The following is a 17,127-nucleotide window of genomic DNA, read 5'->3' on the forward strand; positions in this document are numbered from 1 at the left end:
GGGGAACAGTCGCAGCGGGTCCGCCACGTCCGCAACAATATGGCGATTTCGTATCACGTCATGCACTGAACGCATGCCCTATCGGTCTGCCGTCCTTGAAACGTATGGTCGGGTGCGGAGGCGTACATGGCGATGGATCGGCGGCAACTCGTCTGGGGCATAGGAGCGATGGCGACGCTGTCGGGGTGTGCAGCGGCCACGCCCGGTGCCGGCGGCCTGCGTATCGACCTTCTGGGTCAGGCCCTGATCGAACATGCGCCGACGCCTGCCGAATGGCCCGGCCGGGCCGGCGTGGTCCGAACGCTCGGGGGAGCGGACGCCGTCTTCACCAATCTGGAGACGGTCATCCGTGGCCCGCGCGCCGCGGCGCCGACGCGGGACCGGCTGACGCTGCATACCTCGGGACCAGAGATCCTGGAGACCCTGAAAGGCGCCGGGGTCGGTCTGCTGACGACAGCCAACAACCATGCCTTCGACCTCGGCGGCGGCGGCATTCTGGACACGTTGGACGCCATAGAGGCGGCGGGCCTGCGCACGACGGGGAGCGGCGCCGACCTCGTGCGAGCCGCCGCCCCAGCCACCCTCGAAATCTCGGCCGGCAAGGTCTCGGCGATCGGCTTCGCCACCGGCAAGGTCCGCCCCGGCGGCGCGGCCGCCCTTGACCATCCGGGCGTCAACGAGTTGCGGCGCGATGCGACGGGGGCCCCGCTCGCCGAGGACGAGGCGCGGATTTTGGCTGCCATCCGGCAAGCTGCCGCGGCCGCCGACGCCGTGATCGCCTGCCACCACAATCACGACTGGGAGCCGGACAACAGCCAGGTCCCGGCCTGGCAACAGGCCTTCGCCAGACGCTGCATCGATGCTGGCGCAAGCGTCTTCGTCGGCCACGGCTCACCCGTGCTCCAGGGCATGGCCGCCTGGCGGGGCCGCCCTCTCCTGTTCGGCCTCGGCAACTTCATCTTCCAGACCGAGAAGCCGCAGGGCTCCTACCCGCCGCCGGCGTGGCAGGGGGTGATTGCCTCGATCACGATCGACGGCGACCGGCCCGTCCGCGTAGAGTTGACGCCCCTGGTCCTCAACGAAGTCGGCCTGGGCGGCCCCGAGGATCAGGCCACCCGGGGTTTCCCCACCCTGGCTGGCGATCTGGAAGCGGCCGACATCCTGGCGCGACTGGCGGTGCAGTCGGCGGCGATCGGCGGACATCTGGAGCTTCGCGGAACGCGCGGGACGCTCAGGACGGCCTGACGGACATCTCTCTCTCACGAACGATAGGTCGCGCGCCGCCTCGTTAACGCGACATCCACGGCCCCTGTGCAGGATGGCGGCCATGACCAGCGCCATCGATATTGGCCGTGCGACGGCGCTTGCCGACGCCCGCAAGCCCGACGCGCGGTTCGACGCATCGGGATTGCAGGCGCTCGCGGCGCAGTCCGTGGCCGGCCCCAAGGCAGACGGCGCCGCGCGCCGCGGCCCCTTCCGTCCCGAGGTCTGGCTGAACGCGCGCCAGCGGCACGCCTCGCGCCTCGCCGTCCACTGGTTCCGCAGCGCCGACGTCGCCGCCGTCTCGGTCATCACTGTCGCCATCCTCTGGGCCATGACCCCGGCAGGCTTTCTTGCCTCGCCGCTGTCCGCCGCCGTGCCGCTGGCAGTCGGCGCAACCATCGTCCTCGGCCTGATGCGGTCGCTGGGGCTCTACCGCTTCGCGCGCGGGCAGAAGACACCCCTGCATCTGGCCGCCGTCGCCGGCCTCGCGCTGCTCGGCGGCCTCGCCGCCATTCTGCTGGACGCCGTCCTCGGTGGCGGGGCGACCCGGGCCGTCTACATCATCTGGACCGCCCTGATCACCGTCAGTCTCTATGTCCTGCACATGGGCTGGAGCGACCTTGTCGCCGGCTGGCGGGCCAAGGGCGCCCTGACCCCGAACATCGTCCTGGTCGGCGCCACCCGCCACGCCGAGACCCTGATCAAGGAGGCGCTCAAGCGCCGCGACATTAATGTGCTGGGCGTGTTCGACGACCGTCTGGCCCGCTCGCCGGACACCGTGGTCGGCGTGCCGGTCCTGGGCAACGCCGAGGCGCTGATGACCCACCGGATGACGCCCTACGTCGACAAGATTGTGCTGGCCATCGACCCCAGGGCCGAGAAGCGCGTCCGCGAACTGACCGCCCGTCTGTCGACCCTGCCCAACGAGGTCACATTGCTGGTCGACCCGGCCGACGCCAGCGAACGCAGCGCCGCCCTCGACCGTCTGGCCAGCGCGCCGCTCGCCTCGCTCGACGGCCGGGTGGACGATGACCGTCGCGCGTTCAACAAGCGGATTCAGGACATCGTCATCGGCACAGTCGCCCTCATCCTGCTGGCCCCCGTCATGGCCTTGACCGCCCTCGCCGTCCGCCTTGACAGCCCAGGCCCGATCTTCTTCCGCCAGCGCCGCCACGGCTTTATCCACGAGGAAATCGTGGTGTGGAAATTCCGCTCGATGCGCCAGGAAGCCGCCGACGCCACCGCCAGCCGTCAGGTCACGACCGACGACGATCGCGTCACCCGAGTCGGCAAGATCATCCGCTCCACCAGCCTCGACGAACTGCCCCAGATCTTCAACGTCCTGAAGGGCGAGATGTCTTTGGTCGGCCCCCGTCCCCACGCCATCGGCATGAAGACCGGCGCGGTCGAGAGCGCCCGCCTCGTCGCCGAATACGCCCATCGCCACCGCATGAAGCCCGGCATGACCGGCTGGGCCGCCATCAAGGGCTCGCGCGGGCCCTTGCACTCCGCCCAGGACGTCCGCCGCCGGGTCCAGCTCGACATCGAGTACATCGAGCGCCAGTCCCTGTGGCTCGACCTCTGGATCATGGTCGTCACCATCCCCGTCCTGCTGGGCGATCGGGCCGCAGTTCGATGATGGGGGGCCGCTAATGTTCTGGCGCGGCGTCTGGGGCTATCTGCCCGCCAACATCATCCAGGGCCTGGTCGGGTTCGGGGCCATCGTGGTCTTCACCCGCCTGATGTCGGCCGAGGACTTCGGCCGCTACGCCATCGCCTTCTCGGTCATGACCCTGATCCACGTCGGGACCTTCAGCTGGCTGGAGGCCGCCATGGCGCGGTTCTGGGCGGCCGAGGAAGGCCAGTCCCTGGCCGACCATTTCCTGACGCTGTACCGCACCGCCGCCGTCGTCACCCTCGCCGCCCTGCCGGTCGCGGGGCTGATCCTGTGGGCCGTCCCCATCGGTCCGGGGCTGAAACTGGCCATCGGCGCAGGTCTCGTCGGCATCCCCATCCGATGTTTCGCCAAGCTCGCGCAGGAGCGGTTCCGCGCCTCGGGCGAGGTCACCAAATCGGCCGGGATGGACATCGCCGTCACCCTCGGAGGCTTCGCCATCGGGGCCTTCTGCGCCTTCCACGGCGTCGGCGCCGCCTCACCCCTGATCGGCCTTGCGATCGGCCCTCTGCTGGTCCTGCCCTTCGTCCTGCCGGGCGAGCTGAAACGGGCGCGGGGCGGAGTCCTCTACCGCGACCGGCTCGGCTCCTACGCCCGCTACGGCTATCCGATCGCGGCCGGCCTGGGCCTGTCGCTGATCATGGCCTCGACCGACCGCTTCCTGCTCGAAATATACCTCGGCCCGGCGGCGGTCGGCGCCTATCACGCGGGCTACAGTCTCGCCAACCGCACCCTGGACGTCCTGTTCATCTGGCTCGGCGCGGCCGGCACGCCCGCCCTGATCATGGCCTGGGAGCGCGGTAGCCGCGACGCCTTCATGAAGGCCGCCCGCGAACAGGCCTCGACCTTCATCCTGATCGGCCTTCCCGCCGCCGTCGGCGTGGCCCTGGTCGCCCGCCCGCTCGCCGACTTCATGATCGGCGAGGATCTGCGCTCCGTCGCCGCCTCCGTCACACCGTGGATCGCCCTGTCGGCCCTCCTGTCCGGCTCGACCGCCTACTACCTCAGCCAGTCCTTCGTGCTGGGGCGCCGCACCGATCGGCTGTTGCTGACCCTGTGCATCCCGGCGGGAGCGAACGTGATCCTCAACCTGATCCTGGTGCCGATGATGGGCGTCATGGGCGCTGCCATCGCCACGACGACCAGCTTCGCCATCGGCCTCCTCGCCTCCATCGGCATGGGTCGAAAGATCGTCGCCATGCCGATTCCGTGGGACACCTTGACCCGCTGCGGCGTCGCCTGCGTGGCCATGGCCGCCGCCGTCCTGCCCCTGCCCGCACTGGGCGGCGTGGCCGAATTGATCCTCAAGGCCGGAGTCGGGGCTGTGGTCTACGCCGCCGTCGTCATGGTCCTGAACGCCGCCGGGGTCCGCGACCTCGCTGCGCGCCTGATCGGCGCCCGCCTGTCCCGAAGAGCGACCGCATGAGCCGTCCCGTCCTCACCGACAATGCGAAGAGACGCGGCGCGAAGCCCGCCGTCTCGGTCCTGATCCCCTTCCTGCGCGACGACCCGTCCGAACTGCTCCAGCTCCTCGACGAGGAGGCCGGCGCCGTCGACCGCGCCGTCGAGGTCATCGTCATGGACGACGGTACCAACGACCCCGACCTCACCGCCCGCCTGCAAGCCCGGATCAAGGCGATGGCCCTCCCCGCCCGCCTGATCACCCTCAAGGCCAATGAAGGCCGCTCCAAGGGCCGCAACCGCCTCGCCGACGCCGCGCGCGCCGGCTCGCTGCTGTTCCTCGACAGCGACATGCGCCCCGACCATCGCCGCTTCCTGTGGACCTGGGCCGAGCTGGTGGCGCGCGAGGACCCGGCCGTGGCCTTCGGCGGCTTCTCCCTGCTGCAGGCCCCGACCGACGCCCGCTTCCAGGTCCATCGCTCGATGGCGGCGAAAAGCGACTGCGTCGCCTGGCACGAGCGCGCCCGCACGCCGGAGAAATACGTCTTCACCTCCAACCTCCTCGTCCGCCGCGACGTCTTCGAGGCCGAGATTTTCGATCCCGACTTCTCGGGCTGGGGCTGGGAAGACGTCGAGTGGGCCATGCGCGTCTCCCGCCGTTTCACCGTCGTCCACGTCGACAACCCGGCCACCCATATGGGTCTGGACACGGTCGAGGCCCTGGCCGGGAAATACGAACAGTCCGCCGGCAACTTTGCCCGCGTCGTCGCCCGCCACCCCGACATCGTCGGGACCTACCCCAGCTACAAGGCCGCCCGCCTGCTGAAGAAGATTCCCGCGATCGGCGCCATCCGCCCGTGGATCAAGCGCATCGCCACGACCACCTGGATGCCGACCAGGGCCCGCGCCTTCTCGCTTCGCCTCTACCGCGCCGCCCTCTATGCCGGAGCCGTGTGATGCAGCCTGTGTCGGTCATCGTGCCGACCATGCGCCGCCCGGAGAGCCTCGAGCGGGCGCTGCGCTCCCTGTTCGCCCAGACGGCGCCGATGACCTCCATCGTCGTCGTCGACAACGACCCATCCGGGACGGCGGCGGCGGCTGTCACCCGCCTGGCCGCCGACAGCCCCTGCCCCCTGATCTACCGCCACGAGCCCCGCCCCGGCGTGGCCACGGCCCGCAACGCCGGCCTGTCGACGACCGACGTCCCCCTGATCGCCTTCCTCGACGACGACGAGGCCGCCTCCCCGACCTGGCTGGCCGCCCTCCTCGCCGCCCTTGACCAGACGAAGGCCGACGTCGTCTTCGGCCCCATCGCCGGTCGCGTGCCCGCAGACACCGGCTGGGCCACGCCCTATCTCGAGGCCTTCTTCGGTCGCGAAGGCCCCTCCCGGACCCAACGGATCGACAAGCCCTGGGGCTGCGGCAACTCCCTGATGATCCGGGCCACCGCCCTGCCCGGCCCCGCCCCCTTCGACGTCGCGGCCGACCAGTCCGGCGGTGAGGACGACGCCCTGTTCGCGGCATTACAGGCGCGCGGCGGCACGTTCGGCTGGGCCGCCGACGCCTGGGTCGACGAGTTCGCCCCGCCCCACCGCGCCACCCTGCGCTACACTCTGTCGCGCGCCTTCGCCTACGGCCAGGGCCCCAGCCAGACCGCCGCCAAGGCCCGTAATTGGCCCGGCGTCGCCCGCTGGATGGTCGTCGGCGCCCTGCAGGCCCTCATCTGGGGCCTCGCGGCCATCGCCCTGAGCGTCATCGCCCATCCCTCGCGCGCCCGGATGATGGACAGGGCCGCACGCGGTCTGGGAAAGATATTCTGGATGAAAGGCTTCGAGCCTCGCTTCTACGGCGCGCGCGAACTGGCCCGCCTGAACGCGGTCAGCCCGTCAGCCGCCTGAGGAAGGCCGGAGGGCTGTAGGTCGAGCGATTGACCACCACGCCGGCGATCCGCCCGCCGACGGACTCGATCTCGTCGCGCAGAATGACCGGCTCGTTCGCCGCCGTGCTCTCCGCCGCCACGATCAGCACCGTCGCATCGACATAGGGCGCCAGGGTGATGCACAGGTCGCTGCGATCCGCCGCCGGGGCGTCGATCACCACCGTGTCGGCATGCTTCCGCATCGCATCCCAGTAGCGCGGATCCGGCAGGGGTTCCGCCCTCTGCCCGGACCTCAGCACCTCGGCCCGGAAACGCGTGATCCACAGCCGACCGCCAAGGCAGGGCCGCGCCGTCATCAGCCGCGCCGGCGCGATCGGCTTGCTGTCCCGCCCCCTCACCGGCGGGGTCACCGCGAAGAAGCTCGATCCGTTCGGCGACGACGACGCGGCGGCCCCCAGCCGTCCGAACCGCTCGGGCTCAGCGGCCACCGCCTCCTGTTGGCCAGGCTGGGCCAGGTCGGCGTCGATCAGCCAGACGGGCTTGCGCGCCCGCACCGCCGCGAGCCGCGCGAACTCGCGTGCAACGGTCGAGGCGCCTTCCCCGGAGTTGGCGCAGGCGAACTGGATGACACGTCCGCGGTGAGCGGGGGCCGATCCCAGCGCGGCCCAGAGGCCCGCCATTTCTGATGTGAGATCGACCATGCGAATCGGTTACGCGATGACTCTGGGCCCGAAGGCTAACACGATGATCTCAATGGGCCTTCATCGGGGCGACAGCGAGAACGGGCATCTCCAGCGTCCGTCCGGCGATGGCCGGAGTCGCATAGCCGCGCCGCGTGAACACCCGCAGCAGGCCGACGCACAGGGCCGTAAAGCCGGCGAACAGGATAACCAGGGCCAGCAGAGGCAGCTTCAAACTGGTCCCCCGCGTCGGCGCGGCCGCACGCTCGATGACCCGCACATTGTCGGCCCCGGCGGCGACCAGTCCGTTGTCGGCCCGGCTCTGGGTCTCGCGCTGCTGGAACTCGCGGATCGACGCCGTCAGCACGTCGCGATTGGAGGTCAGGGTGGAGTTCTGCGATTCCTCGCGCGTCAGCTGGGCCTGCCGGTCGAGAATTTCCGCCAGTTGCCGGGTCACCGACGACAGCCTCGCGGACAGGGAATCCCGCTCCGCCCGGGTCGTGATCCGGGTCGTCTCCAGCTCGGTCCAGACCGGGTTCGGCCCCAGACGAACCTCCTTGGCCCCCACCGTCGTACCGCCGGCGACGTAGGCCTGCAGGCCGGCGATCCGGGCCTCGATGTCCAGGATTGGCTGGCTCTCGGGCTGATAGCGGGCCAGCAGCTGTTCGCGCTCGGTCCGCAACTGCAGGATCTGGTCTTGGGCCGAGACGTTCAGATCCTGCTGCAGGGTCACTTCGGCGGGGGTGTTCGCCTGCTGCGCCTCCAGGCTCTGCAGACGCCTCGCCGCCTGGTTCAGCTGGTTTTCGACCGAGAATTTCTCGGTCAGAGTCGTCTGATACAGGGCCGCCTGCGCCGCCTTGGACGCGGCGAAATCGCCGATGTTGTTGGTGGCGAGGAAGGTCTCGTAGGCGCGATCGACCTCGGCCAGCTCATCCTCGAAGACCCGGCGCTGCGTCTGGATGGCAGGGGTGGACCGATCCTGGAACACCTCGCGGCGATAGATCAGATATTGGTCGATGACGGCGTTCAGGACCCGCGCAGACTTCTCGGCGCTGTCGCTCTCGAAGCCGAGGCCTATCGTTGCCCCCTGGGGCGTGGTCGAAATGGTCAGGCCGTCATTGATGAATTTGATCGCATCGCCTTCCTGCTTGGCGACGGGGCCTGTCGAGACCTTGCCCGGCTTCTGGAAGAACGGCAGCCCCAGCGCGCGCACGGCTCTCAGCTTCACTTCCCGCGTGCCGATGATGCCGGCCTCGGCCTGGGCGACCTCGCCGACGGCTGGCGGCTGGGACTGTCGATCAGCCAGCCCGCCGACACGAGGCTGGTAGACATATTCCTGACCGGCGTTCACCAGCAGGCTGGCCCCGGCCGTGTAGGTCTTCTTCAACGTCATGACCGCCGCGGCGCCGATGGCCAGCACCAGCACGAACACCAGAATCATCACCAGCAGTTCGCGGAACAGAAGTCCGATCACGTCGAACAGCCCATAGCGCGGTCGCGCCGAGACATAGGCTGTCGTGGTGGCCGAACGCATGGGAACTGGCGAATCCGTGGCAGAGTGAACCGTCTCTGATCCTTCGCCTGTCGGCGTTAACCATGCGTTACCCATAACTGACGAGGGTCTTCCTATGTTCGATCGGCGTCAGATTCTTTGGACGATGGCTGCGGCCGTGGCCGCTTCGTCCGTGGCCGGCTGCGCCTCGGGCTCGTCGACGTCGCGCGGCGTGCGTGTCCAGCAAGGCGATTTCAACGACATCGCTTTCGCCGACTGGTCCGACGACGAACCCGAATACCTGCTCTACCCCGGCGACGAGATCGAGGTGGCGACGCCGACGGCGACCGAGTTGACGCGGACGTTGCGGGTCGGTCCGGACGGTCGCATCGCCCTGCCCCTGATCGGCCAGGCCATGGCGGCGGACCGGACGCTGTCGGAACTCGAATACGAACTCAGCTCGGCCTATGCGTCGCAACTGGTGCGGCCGGTGGTCGAGGTGACGCTGAAGACCGCGGGGCCGATAAAGGTCTGGGTCGACGGCGAGGTGCGCACTCCCGGCGTCTACGACATGAACGGCGACATCGACGCCTATCAGGCCATCATCCAGGCCGGCGGTTTCCTGCCCAGCGCCCGGCCTCAGCAGGTTGCCCTGATCCGCCGTGGACCGGGAAGCGTGCGGATGATGCGGGTGGTGGATCTGCGCCAGCGTCGCGGCGAGGTCATTGCGCTGCGTCGCGGCGACGTCCTGTATGTGCCGCGCTCGACGCTCGGCGAACTGGCCAACTTCTTCACCCAGGTGAAGGCGGCCCTGCCCGTCGGCTTCAACTACACGATCAACGGCCAGTATCAGCAGTTCTAGGCGGCCGCCGCTGATCTGCGTCATCCTCGGGCTCGACCTGAGGAACCGGCCTCACCGCTCTCAATGTCTGCACCATCCCGTCACAACGACCGTGAGGCTGGGTTCTCGGGTTCGCTTCGCGCCCCGAGAATGACGGATGGCGGAGGCGGAGAGCAGAATTTATTCTTATCTGCCTCTTGAGGCCGCCAGCGCGGGCTTCCCATCTATCGCTGAGGTCTTTGACAAGTCGATCAAGGGCGCCGAAATCCTCGGACAAACGAGCCGATAATTGCACCACGGCGCAATCCTTCCTCAGATTCAATCTGCCGTCTTTTCAACGGCATCGCGCCGAAAGCTCCACGATTTGGACTCTTGCACCCTGTTTTTTTCCAGGGTGCAAACGTCTCGAAAACCTCAGGCCGCCAGCTTGACCACGCCGGCGTCGATGTAGCGACGGGCTGCCCGCTGGGCCTCGGCGATCTCGTCGCGTTCCATCTCTTCGGACATCTCGCGGCGATAGACCCGGGCTTCGATCGAGCCCTTCATGGCCGCCAGGTTGAAGATCATGTGGGCCGAGACCCGATCCATCGGGCAACCGCCCGAACCCGACGAGTACATCATCCCCAGCCGGAACAGGGCGTCGCCGTCCATGTCGGCGGTGGGCAGGGGCAACGGGGCCGCCTCGACCTCGTTGTGCAGTTCCGGCGCGGTTTCTTGCGCGTTCATCACGGTCGTCCTTTGCGATGGCGGACGTCCGTTCTGGACCCGCCCTTCGACCGTGATCAAATACCCCCGGTTTGAAGTTAAAGTTAACGGCGCCCGGAGCTACAAACTCTTTTCAGTAAAGGAGAAATGAATACTACACACTCGATTCACACCTCCGAAATATACCGTCAACACGGCGTTTACCTTAGAGCTGCGGACCTTAACGCGCCCGCTGACCGAACAGCACCTTCCGCGCCTCTTCCGCCGCCTTGCCGGAGGCCGCAAGGTTGCGCCGCATCTCGTCGCCCAGCGCCCGTCCGGCCTTCACCGCCGGCCTCTCTCCGACCCGCTCCATCCAGGCCGCCAGATGCGGGAAATGCGCCAGGTCCTGGCCCTGATGCTCCGGCAGGATCCAAGGCCAGGCCGCCATGTCGGCGATGGAATAGTCGCCCGCCAGATAGTCGCGATCCGCCAGCCGCCGGTCCATGACGCCGTAAAGCCGGTGCGTCTCGTCGGTGTAGCGGCGGACGCCATAGGCGATCTGCCTCTGGTCCTTGATAATCGCCGGAGCGTACTGGCGGAAATGGTGGGTCTGCCCCGCCATCGGGCCCAGGCCGCCGACCTGCCAGAACAGCCACTGGTCGATCTCGACCCGCTGGCGGACATCGGCCGGATAGAACTTCCCGGACTTGTTGCCGAGGTACTGCAGGATCGCTCCGCTCTCGAAGATCGACAGCGGCGTCCCGCCCGGCCCGTCGGGATCGACGATGGCCGGCATCCGGCCGTTGGGGCTGATCGCCTGGAACTCCGGCGTGAACTGCTCGCCCACGCCGATGTTCACCGGCTTCAGCTCGTAAGCCAGGCCCATCTCCTCCAGGGCGATGGAAACCTTCCAGCCATTGGGCGTCGGCCAGTACCAGAGCTCGATCGGGACGGTCATGGCGGCAAGCTCTTCGCGGTGGATCAGGGATCTGATCTGGGCCGCCTGCACCTCGGCCGCAAGGCCGTCATGGATCGTCAGAGGCGGTCGGCTGGTCGTTCAGCCGTCGTTCATGGACAAGGGCAGAGCGTGATGTCGAGCCGCCGGAGAACCGGCGTGCGGGGAAGACAAGACATGAGATCGATGCTGACGGCCTTTGTAGCCCTGGCCGCCCTGGCCATCCCGGCGGGCCTGCCCACAATGGCTCTGGCCCAGGACGACATTACCGTCGTCTCTGACGCGCCACCCCCTCCCAACGATGCCGGCGCCCGCTATCAACCGGACGAGTCCTCTCCCACCCCCGCGCAACCGCGCCCGCAGGTCCAGGAGGTCCAGGACCGTCGCGGCGTAGGCGGTGGAGACCGCGGCGGCCGCGGCGGTGATCGTGGTGGTGAAAATGGCGGCGGTGGTCGCGGCGGTGACCGGGGCGGCGGCGGTGATCGCGGCGGTGATCGTGGGGGTCGGGACGGCGGCAATGGCGGCGGCAATGGCGGCGGCTGGGACCGTGGCGGCGAGACCGAAACCGGCAACGGTCCCGGCCGCTGGAACCGCAACAATCCACCAGTAGTCACACCTCCTGCCCCCCCTCCGGGTCAGGATCGCGGCGGACGCGGGCGCGGCAGCGACGGCCAGGACTGGAACCGCGGCAACGACGGACGCGGTCGCGACAACAATGGCGGTTGGAACGGCGGCAACCAGGGTCGTGACGGACGCGGTCAGGACTGGAACCGCGGCAACGATGGCCGGGGCCGTGACAACGACGGTCGCGGAAACGGCGGCTGGAACGGCAACAATGGCCAGAACAACGGCGGCTGGGACCGCGACCGCAACAACGGCGGCCGCAACTGGCAGGGGGACCGCAACGGTCGCCGCGATTACGGCGGCTGGAGCAATCGCTGGAACCAGAACGACTGGCGTCGCGACTGGAACCGGGGCCGCAGCAATGACTGGTGGCGCAACGATCGCGGTTTCCGGGGCTACACCGGCTTCCGCTCAGGTTTCTATTTCGCGCCGAACTACGGCTACTACTCGGTGCCGAGGCAATACTTTGGCCAGCGCTACTATCAGGGCGACTACCTGCCCTCAATCTTCTGGCGCTACAGCCTGAGCGACTACCGCACCTACGGGCTGGGCTACCCGCCTCCGGGAACCCAGTGGGTCGCCGTCGACACCACGATCTATCTGATCGACAGCTACGACGGCTATATCATCGAGGTGATCAACGACGCCTGGCGCTGGTAGCGCCAGGCGGGGTCGGGATCAGCCGCAGTCGACGCTGCGGATGATCCCGGTGGCCTCGTCGAAGCGGATGTTGAGACGGTTGGGGCGATAGTCCTCGGTCGCCGAACAGGTCGTGCAGACGAACCGCACATCGGCCCCGGCCGCGAAATCGACCGCGCCGCGATGGCTCCCGATCAGGGACCGGGCAGCAGCCGCATCGCAACGCTGCGGCCCGGTCGGTTCGGGCGTCGGCGTCGGGGCGCACGCCGTCAGCAGCGCGCCGCCCAGCATCAGTGCGGCGACTACCCGCAGCGGACCTGCTCCACGATCTCGGTTTGGGTGTTGTAGAAGATGTTCAGCCGATGGGGCGAGAAGTCCATCGTCACCGGGCAGGTCGTACAGACCACGCGGCGGTTGACGACCTCCACCGGCACCGGGATCTCGTTCCTGTGCTTGCCGACCAGATACTGGAAGTCGGCGGCCTTGCAGAGGTCGGCGTCGTCGTCCGGCATGTGCGATCCGACCGGCTGGTTCGCCTCGGCCTGCTCGATCACCGAAGGCCCGGAGGCTTCGCTGATCGCGGACGGAGTCGATGAGCAAGCGGCCAGGAAGAGGGCCGCGATCAGGCCGCTTTTTCCCAGCGCCCCTCGTCCGACTGCTTCCAGTAGGCGAGGTTCGCCCCCTGCTCCTTCAGCGCCTTCCAGCGTTCCCGTGCCCGGTGCAGCGCCGTCTCGTCGCGACCGTCGAAGATGATGAAGCATCGCTCGAACTCCTCTGTGAGGTCCATGTCTGAACCATCGACAATGAACAGCGCCTGAGACCCGTTCGGGTTCTCGTCTCCCGCCGTCAGCAGGATGGGCTGGCGCGCCGGATGGGGTTGATCCGACAGGCCGTGGGCCAGGAAGGACTCGTCCCGCCAGGTCCACAGCCGCTCGTCAATGGCCTGGCGTGCATCCGCATCCGCGACCCGGACCCGCGCCCGCCAGCCGCGTTGAAGGGTGCGGTCCAGCAGTTCAGGCAGGACCTGATCCAGCGTGGACCGCTCCAGATGATAGAACCAGATTTCCCCGGTCCCGCTCACCCGATCAGCCCTCGTAGGTGTCGGCCACCATACGATCCAGCAGTCGCACGCCCCAGCCCACGGGGCCGTCGGGAACGGTCGTCCGCGTGGACTTGGTGACCCAGGCCACCGGCGCGATGTCGATATGGGCCCACGGCACGCCGTTGGTGAAGCGCTGCAGGAACAGGCCGGCCGTGATCGACCCGCCGTCGCGCCCGGCCGAGTTCTTCACGTCGGCATTCACGCTGTCCATGATCTTGTCGTACTGCGGCGGCAGCGGCATCCGCCAGACGTTCTCGTTGACCTTGGGACCGGCCGCCAGGATGGCGTCGGCCAGTGCGTCGGAGTTCGAGAACACGCCCGCGTAGTCGAGGCCCAGGGCGACGATCATGGCGCCAGTGAGCGTGGCCAGATCGACCATGAACTTCGGCTTGAAGCGGTCCTGTGTGTACCAGAGGGCGTCGGCGAGAACGAGGCGGCCCTCGGCGTCGGTGTTGATGACCTCGACCGTCTGGCCCGACATCGACTTGACGATGTCGCCCGGACGCTGGGCGTTGCCGTCGGGCATGTTCTCGACCAGGCCCAGCACGCCGACGGCATTGACCCTGGCATTGCGGCCCGCCAGCGCGTGCATCAGTCCGGCCACGGCGGCCGCGCCGCCCATGTCCCAGATCATGTCCTCCATGCCGGCGGCCGGCTTGATCGAGATGCCGCCGGTGTCGAAGCAGACGCCCTTGCCGACGAAGGCGATCGGCGCGTCGCCGGCCTTGCCGCCGTTCCACTGGATGACGGCCAGCTGGCTCTCGCGAACCGAGCCCTGCCCCACGCCCAGCAGGACATGCATGCCGAGGGCTTCCATTTCCTTCTCGCCGAGGATCTCGACCTTCAGGCCCAGACGCTCCAGTTCCTTGACCCGGCGGGCGAACTCGGCCGGGTAGAGGATGTTGGCGGGCTCGGCGACCAAATCGCGCGAGAAGTAGATCGCGTCGGCGACAGCGTTCAGCGGCTCCAGCGCGGCCTTGGCGGCGGCGATGTCCCCGGTGATGATGTTGACGGTCTGGATCGACGGAATCTTGTCCGGCTTTTCCTTGGTCCGGTACTTGTCGAACCGATAGGCGGCCAGACGAACCGCGAAGGCGGCGCGCGCGGCCTCGGCTGCGGACAGGTGCCCAAGATCAATCGTCAGGGTCTCTGCGCCCGACAGCTTCACGGCGTGGTAGGCGGCGCCGGCGGCGGTCTCGAGCGCCAGGTCGTCGAACTTGCCTGCCTCGCCCGCACCGACCAGCACGATGCTGTCGGCCTTCACGCCGGATGGCGCGGCGATGATCAGGCTGGAATTGGCGCCGCCGGTGAAGCGGCTTGCGGACATCGCGCGGGTCAGAGACCTGTCTGCAGCGGCGTCGTGATCGCCGCCCGCCCCGGCCAGGCTGCGACCGTCATGGACGAGGATGGCGAGAACGCCGGCTGCGCCGGCTTCGGCGACGAAATCGATCTTCATGGAAACGCATACTCCGGCCGGGGTAGACTCCCGGTCATTGAACTGTGGGTGGTCACGCCCGCCATTGTCGGCGGCGCGCCCGGACGTGTATTAGATGCGCCCCAACGTCCGCGCCCGCAACCGGGTGATTTCATCGCCCGCATGACCCTGATTCAACGCTACCTTTTCCGCCAGATCAGTTTGCCCGTCCTAGCGGCCTGCGGCTCGCTGGTCGGAATCGGCCTCCTGAGCCAGAGCCTCGACCAGCTCGAGGTCATCGTCGAGCGCGGGCAGAGCGTCTGGGTCATGTTGAAACTGACGCTGCTGGCGGTGCCCCAGCTGGTCGGCGTCATCCTGCCCATCGGCCTGTTCGTCGGCGCCCTGATCGCCCTGACCCGGCTGCAGAGGGAACAGGAACTGACGGCCGCCTACGCCAGCGGCATGTCGCGCTGGCAGATGATCGCGCCCTCGGCACGGCTGGCCTTGGCCGTGGCTCTCGTGGCCCTGACGACCAATGTCGTGATCCAGCCCTGGGCCCAGCGCACCTCGCGCGAACAGGCGTTCGAGATCCGTACCGACCTCGCCGCCCTGCTGGTCGAGGAGGGCCGGTTCGTTCAGGGCCCCAACGGCCTGACCGTCTACGTCCAGCAGATCGAACAGAACGGCCTGCTCAAGAACCTCTTCATCTACGTCGAGGACGGGGACAAATCGACGACCTGGGACGCGACCGAGGCGCGCTTCGGTCGGGTCGACGGCCAGCCCGTCCTGACCATGAAACAGGGCTCGTGGCAGCAGTACGATTCCAAGGGCGTGCTGAACCAGCTGTCGTTCGACGGTTACGTCTTCCCGCTGGGTCAGTACGTCAGTAACGACGAGCACATCCGCTACAAGCCCGCCGACCTCTGGATCACCCAGCTCTTCACCCCGACGCCCGAGCTGATCCGCGACACGGGTGCCCGCGGCGAGCTGCTGGCCGAGGCGCACAGCCGCCTATCCTCGCCGCTCTACGCCCTGACCGCCATGGCGATGGCCCTGGCCGCCATCATGGGAGGCTCCTTCAGCCGCACGGGTTACGGCATGAGGATCGCCAAGGCCTCTGCCGCCTTCCTGCTGGTTCGCATCTTCGGCTACGCGGTCGTCGCCGCCAGCGCCTGGAACAGCTGGCTGAACGTCTTCCAGTATCTGTTACCCATCGCGGCAACCGCCATCGCCCTTCGACTCCTGTTCCGGGCGCTGAAACCCCGCCGGTCCAAAGGCCGGTCGCCTCTGGCCCATTTGAAGGCGCGGTTCGCATGAGCGGCTTCGGATCCCTCGCCGATGCGCCACGGCACATCCTGAGCGCGCTCCGCATCGGGCGGATCGAACGCTATGTGCTGATCCAGCTCGCCCGCGCGCTGGGCATTGCCCTTGCGGTCATCGCCGCCCTGGTGATGCTGATCGACTTCGTGGAGATCTCGCGCGGCCTGGGGTCGGACACCGACCTGTCGGGCCTGCGCATCCTCGGACTGATGCTGTTGAAGTCCCCTGCCGTGATCGTGCAGCTTCTGCCCTTCGTCTTCCTGTTCGGCACCTTGGGCGCCTTCGTCGGTCTGAACCGGCGTTCGGAGCTGGTCGCCATGCGCGCGGCGGGCATGTCCGCCTGGCGATTCGTCCTGCCTGCGGCCGGGGCCGCGCTCGTGCTCGGCGTGCTCACAGTGACCGTGATCGGCCCCGTGGCCGCCTCGGCCGACGGTCTGTTCCAGCGCGAGCGCGCCCGCATCTCGGGGTCCGTGCTGGGTGCGGAGGAACAACAGGCGATCTGGCTGCGCGAGGGCGACGGCCCGCGTCAGATGGTGATCCGCGCCGGTCGTCAGGACCGCGCCAACGCCCGGCTGCTGGACGTGACCTTCTTCATCTACGCCACCGATCCGCAGGGACAACGCCAGTTCACCGAGAGGATCGACGCCCCGTCAGCCAGCCTCAGCGCGGGCCGATGGCGGCTGTTCGACGCGGTCGGGGCCCAGACCGGCCAGCGTGCGGTCCGCTACGCCACTCTCGACCTGCCGTCGGCGCTCGCGGACGAAGAGGCGTTCGAGCGTTTCGCCCGACCGCAGTCGACGCCCTTCTGGTCCTTGCCCGGCCAGATCCAGCGCATCGAGGACGCCGGCTTCTCCTCCACCGCTTACCGGCTCCGGCTCCAGTCGCTGCTGTCCACGCCCCTGGCCTTCGCCGCCATGACAATCCTGGCCGCAGCCTTCTCACTGCGACTGATGCGTCTGGGCGACCTGGCGCGCATGGCGGTCGCGGCTGTGGTGCTGGGTTTCGCCTTCTTCTTCCTCAGCCAGTTCTCAGCCGCCATGGGTTCGGCCGAAGTGGTGCCGCCGTTCGTGGCCGCCTGGCTGCCCGCGATCCTGACAGCGCTCGCCGCCTTCACCTTGCTGTTCTATACCGAAGACGGGTAAGCGGGCCTCCGGC

Annotated in this window: 17 protein-coding genes; 9 read left to right on the plus strand and 8 right to left on the minus strand. The window is 68.2% G+C overall.

Translation table 11 applies throughout. The features are described 5' to 3' along the window. Positions 1–126: 126 nt before the first annotated feature. The 5 genes from ACP7AU_RS08485 (at position 127) to ACP7AU_RS08505 (ending at position 6,237) form a co-directional block, all read left to right on the plus strand. Positions 127–1,245 carry a CapA family protein gene (locus tag ACP7AU_RS08485; protein ID WP_426051126.1) on the plus strand — a complete coding sequence of 373 codons (1,119 nt, stop codon included), beginning with the start codon at positions 127–129 and terminating at the stop codon, positions 1,243–1,245. An 82-nt stretch (positions 1,246–1,327) separates the two neighbouring features. Further along, positions 1,328–2,902, plus strand: a complete 1,575-nt coding sequence (locus tag ACP7AU_RS08490) for an exopolysaccharide biosynthesis polyprenyl glycosylphosphotransferase (protein ID WP_426051127.1) — start codon at positions 1,328–1,330, stop codon at positions 2,900–2,902. Positions 2,903–2,915: 13 nt separating this feature from the next. After that, positions 2,916–4,364, plus strand: coding sequence for a lipopolysaccharide biosynthesis protein (locus tag ACP7AU_RS08495; protein ID WP_426051128.1), 1,449 nt, complete (start codon positions 2,916–2,918; stop codon positions 4,362–4,364). After that, a complete protein-coding gene (locus ACP7AU_RS08500; RefSeq protein ID WP_426051129.1) occupies positions 4,361–5,296 on the plus strand; it encodes a glycosyltransferase family 2 protein in 936 nt (311 codons plus the stop codon). The genes ACP7AU_RS08495 and ACP7AU_RS08500 overlap by 4 nt, the downstream gene beginning before the upstream one ends. Then, a complete protein-coding gene (locus ACP7AU_RS08505) occupies positions 5,296–6,237 on the plus strand; it encodes a glycosyltransferase family 2 protein (protein WP_426051130.1) in 942 nt (313 codons plus the stop codon). Before ACP7AU_RS08500 ends, ACP7AU_RS08505 begins: the two co-directional genes overlap by 1 nt. On the opposite strand, the gene ACP7AU_RS08510 is transcribed toward ACP7AU_RS08505, so the two are convergent. Beyond that, positions 6,218–6,919 (minus strand): hfsB, encoded by a 702-nt coding sequence (locus tag ACP7AU_RS08510; protein ID WP_426051131.1) that lies wholly within the window; start codon positions 6,917–6,919, stop codon positions 6,218–6,220. The genes ACP7AU_RS08505 and ACP7AU_RS08510 overlap by 20 nt on opposite strands. Before the next feature lie 49 nt (positions 6,920–6,968). Further along, a complete protein-coding gene (locus ACP7AU_RS08515; RefSeq protein ID WP_426051132.1) occupies positions 6,969–8,432 on the minus strand; it encodes a GumC family protein in 1,464 nt (487 codons plus the stop codon). Between the two features lie 94 nt (positions 8,433–8,526). On the opposite strand from ACP7AU_RS08515, the gene ACP7AU_RS08520 reads away from it, so the two are divergent. Further along, positions 8,527–9,252 carry a polysaccharide biosynthesis/export family protein gene (locus ACP7AU_RS08520; protein WP_426039317.1) on the plus strand — a complete coding sequence of 242 codons (726 nt, stop codon included), beginning with the start codon at positions 8,527–8,529 and terminating at the stop codon, positions 9,250–9,252. A gap of 393 nt (positions 9,253–9,645) precedes the next feature. Here the strand turns inward: ACP7AU_RS08520 and ACP7AU_RS08525 are convergent, their stop codons facing one another. Together ACP7AU_RS08525 and ACP7AU_RS08530 are read right to left on the minus strand one after the other, a co-directional pair. Beyond that, entirely contained in the window at positions 9,646–9,957 is a 312-nt protein-coding gene (locus tag ACP7AU_RS08525; RefSeq protein ID WP_298163465.1) for a sel1 repeat family protein, read from the minus strand. A gap of 199 nt (positions 9,958–10,156) precedes the next feature. Beyond that, a complete protein-coding gene (locus ACP7AU_RS08530) occupies positions 10,157–10,876 on the minus strand; it encodes a glutathione S-transferase family protein (RefSeq protein ID WP_426039315.1) in 720 nt (239 codons plus the stop codon). 174 nt (positions 10,877–11,050) lie between these two features. Between ACP7AU_RS08530 and ACP7AU_RS08535 the strand changes: the two genes are divergently transcribed. Beyond that, positions 11,051–12,157 (plus strand): RcnB family protein, encoded by a 1,107-nt coding sequence (locus ACP7AU_RS08535; protein ID WP_426051133.1) that lies wholly within the window; start codon positions 11,051–11,053, stop codon positions 12,155–12,157. Positions 12,158–12,175: 18 nt separating this feature from the next. Here the strand turns inward: ACP7AU_RS08535 and ACP7AU_RS08540 are convergent, their stop codons facing one another. The 4 genes from ACP7AU_RS08540 to ACP7AU_RS08555 all read right to left on the minus strand — a co-directional run bounded on the left by ACP7AU_RS08540 (position 12,176) and on the right by ACP7AU_RS08555 (position 14,694). Further along, positions 12,176–12,427 (minus strand): hemolysin, encoded by a 252-nt coding sequence (locus ACP7AU_RS08540; RefSeq protein WP_426051134.1) that lies wholly within the window; start codon positions 12,425–12,427, stop codon positions 12,176–12,178. 11 nt (positions 12,428–12,438) lie between these two features. Continuing rightward, positions 12,439–12,690, minus strand: coding sequence for an I78 family peptidase inhibitor (locus ACP7AU_RS08545; protein ID WP_426039312.1), 252 nt, complete (start codon positions 12,688–12,690; stop codon positions 12,439–12,441). 68 nt (positions 12,691–12,758) lie between these two features. Continuing rightward, on the minus strand, positions 12,759–13,217 hold the full coding sequence (locus ACP7AU_RS08550) for a DNA polymerase III subunit chi (RefSeq protein WP_426051135.1): 459 nt from the start codon (positions 13,215–13,217) through the stop codon (positions 12,759–12,761). A 4-nt stretch (positions 13,218–13,221) separates the two neighbouring features. Continuing rightward, positions 13,222–14,694, minus strand: a complete 1,473-nt coding sequence (locus ACP7AU_RS08555; protein ID WP_426051136.1) for a leucyl aminopeptidase — start codon at positions 14,692–14,694, stop codon at positions 13,222–13,224. A 141-nt stretch (positions 14,695–14,835) separates the two neighbouring features. Between ACP7AU_RS08555 and ACP7AU_RS08560 the strand changes: the two genes are divergently transcribed. Both ACP7AU_RS08560 and lptG read left to right on the plus strand, forming a co-directional pair. Further along, positions 14,836–15,969 (plus strand): LptF/LptG family permease, encoded by a 1,134-nt coding sequence (locus tag ACP7AU_RS08560; RefSeq protein WP_426051137.1) that lies wholly within the window; start codon positions 14,836–14,838, stop codon positions 15,967–15,969. Beyond that, complete coding sequence (lptG, locus tag ACP7AU_RS08565) at positions 15,966–17,114, plus strand: LPS export ABC transporter permease LptG (protein WP_426039308.1); 1,149 nt, start codon at positions 15,966–15,968, stop codon at positions 17,112–17,114. The genes ACP7AU_RS08560 and lptG overlap by 4 nt, the downstream gene beginning before the upstream one ends. Positions 17,115–17,127 lie beyond the last annotated feature (13 nt).

Source organism: Brevundimonas sp. SL161, from assembly GCF_049896985.1.
Lineage (GTDB): Bacteria > Pseudomonadota > Alphaproteobacteria > Caulobacterales > Caulobacteraceae > Brevundimonas.

What these genes read in the sequence shown, in the direction of transcription:
- ACP7AU_RS08485 (WP_426051126.1), top strand. Translation starts at nt 127, where the DNA reads ATGGCGATGGATCGGCGGCAACTCGTCTGGGGCATAGGAGCGATGGCG.
- lptG (WP_426039308.1), top strand. Translation starts at nt 15,966, where the DNA reads ATGAGCGGCTTCGGATCCCTCGCCGATGCGCCACGGCACATCCTGAGC.
- ACP7AU_RS08525 (WP_298163465.1), bottom strand. Translation starts at nt 9,957, where the DNA reads ATGAACGCGCAAGAAACCGCGCCGGAACTGCACAACGAGGTCGAGGCG.
- ACP7AU_RS08540 (WP_426051134.1), bottom strand. Translation starts at nt 12,427, where the DNA reads ATGCTGGGCGGCGCGCTGCTGACGGCGTGCGCCCCGACGCCGACGCCC.
- ACP7AU_RS08505 (WP_426051130.1), top strand. Translation starts at nt 5,296, where the DNA reads ATGCAGCCTGTGTCGGTCATCGTGCCGACCATGCGCCGCCCGGAGAGC.
- ACP7AU_RS08515 (WP_426051132.1), bottom strand. Translation starts at nt 8,432, where the DNA reads ATGCGTTCGGCCACCACGACAGCCTATGTCTCGGCGCGACCGCGCTAT.
- ACP7AU_RS08490 (WP_426051127.1), top strand. Translation starts at nt 1,328, where the DNA reads ATGACCAGCGCCATCGATATTGGCCGTGCGACGGCGCTTGCCGACGCC.
- ACP7AU_RS08530 (WP_426039315.1), bottom strand. Translation starts at nt 10,876, where the DNA reads ATGACCGTCCCGATCGAGCTCTGGTACTGGCCGACGCCCAATGGCTGG.
- ACP7AU_RS08510 (WP_426051131.1), bottom strand. Translation starts at nt 6,919, where the DNA reads ATGGTCGATCTCACATCAGAAATGGCGGGCCTCTGGGCCGCGCTGGGA.
- ACP7AU_RS08560 (WP_426051137.1), top strand. Translation starts at nt 14,836, where the DNA reads ATGACCCTGATTCAACGCTACCTTTTCCGCCAGATCAGTTTGCCCGTC.
- ACP7AU_RS08555 (WP_426051136.1), bottom strand. Translation starts at nt 14,694, where the DNA reads ATGAAGATCGATTTCGTCGCCGAAGCCGGCGCAGCCGGCGTTCTCGCC.
- ACP7AU_RS08535 (WP_426051133.1), top strand. Translation starts at nt 11,051, where the DNA reads ATGAGATCGATGCTGACGGCCTTTGTAGCCCTGGCCGCCCTGGCCATC.
- ACP7AU_RS08500 (WP_426051129.1), top strand. Translation starts at nt 4,361, where the DNA reads ATGAGCCGTCCCGTCCTCACCGACAATGCGAAGAGACGCGGCGCGAAG.
- ACP7AU_RS08520 (WP_426039317.1), top strand. Translation starts at nt 8,527, where the DNA reads ATGTTCGATCGGCGTCAGATTCTTTGGACGATGGCTGCGGCCGTGGCC.
- ACP7AU_RS08495 (WP_426051128.1), top strand. Translation starts at nt 2,916, where the DNA reads ATGTTCTGGCGCGGCGTCTGGGGCTATCTGCCCGCCAACATCATCCAG.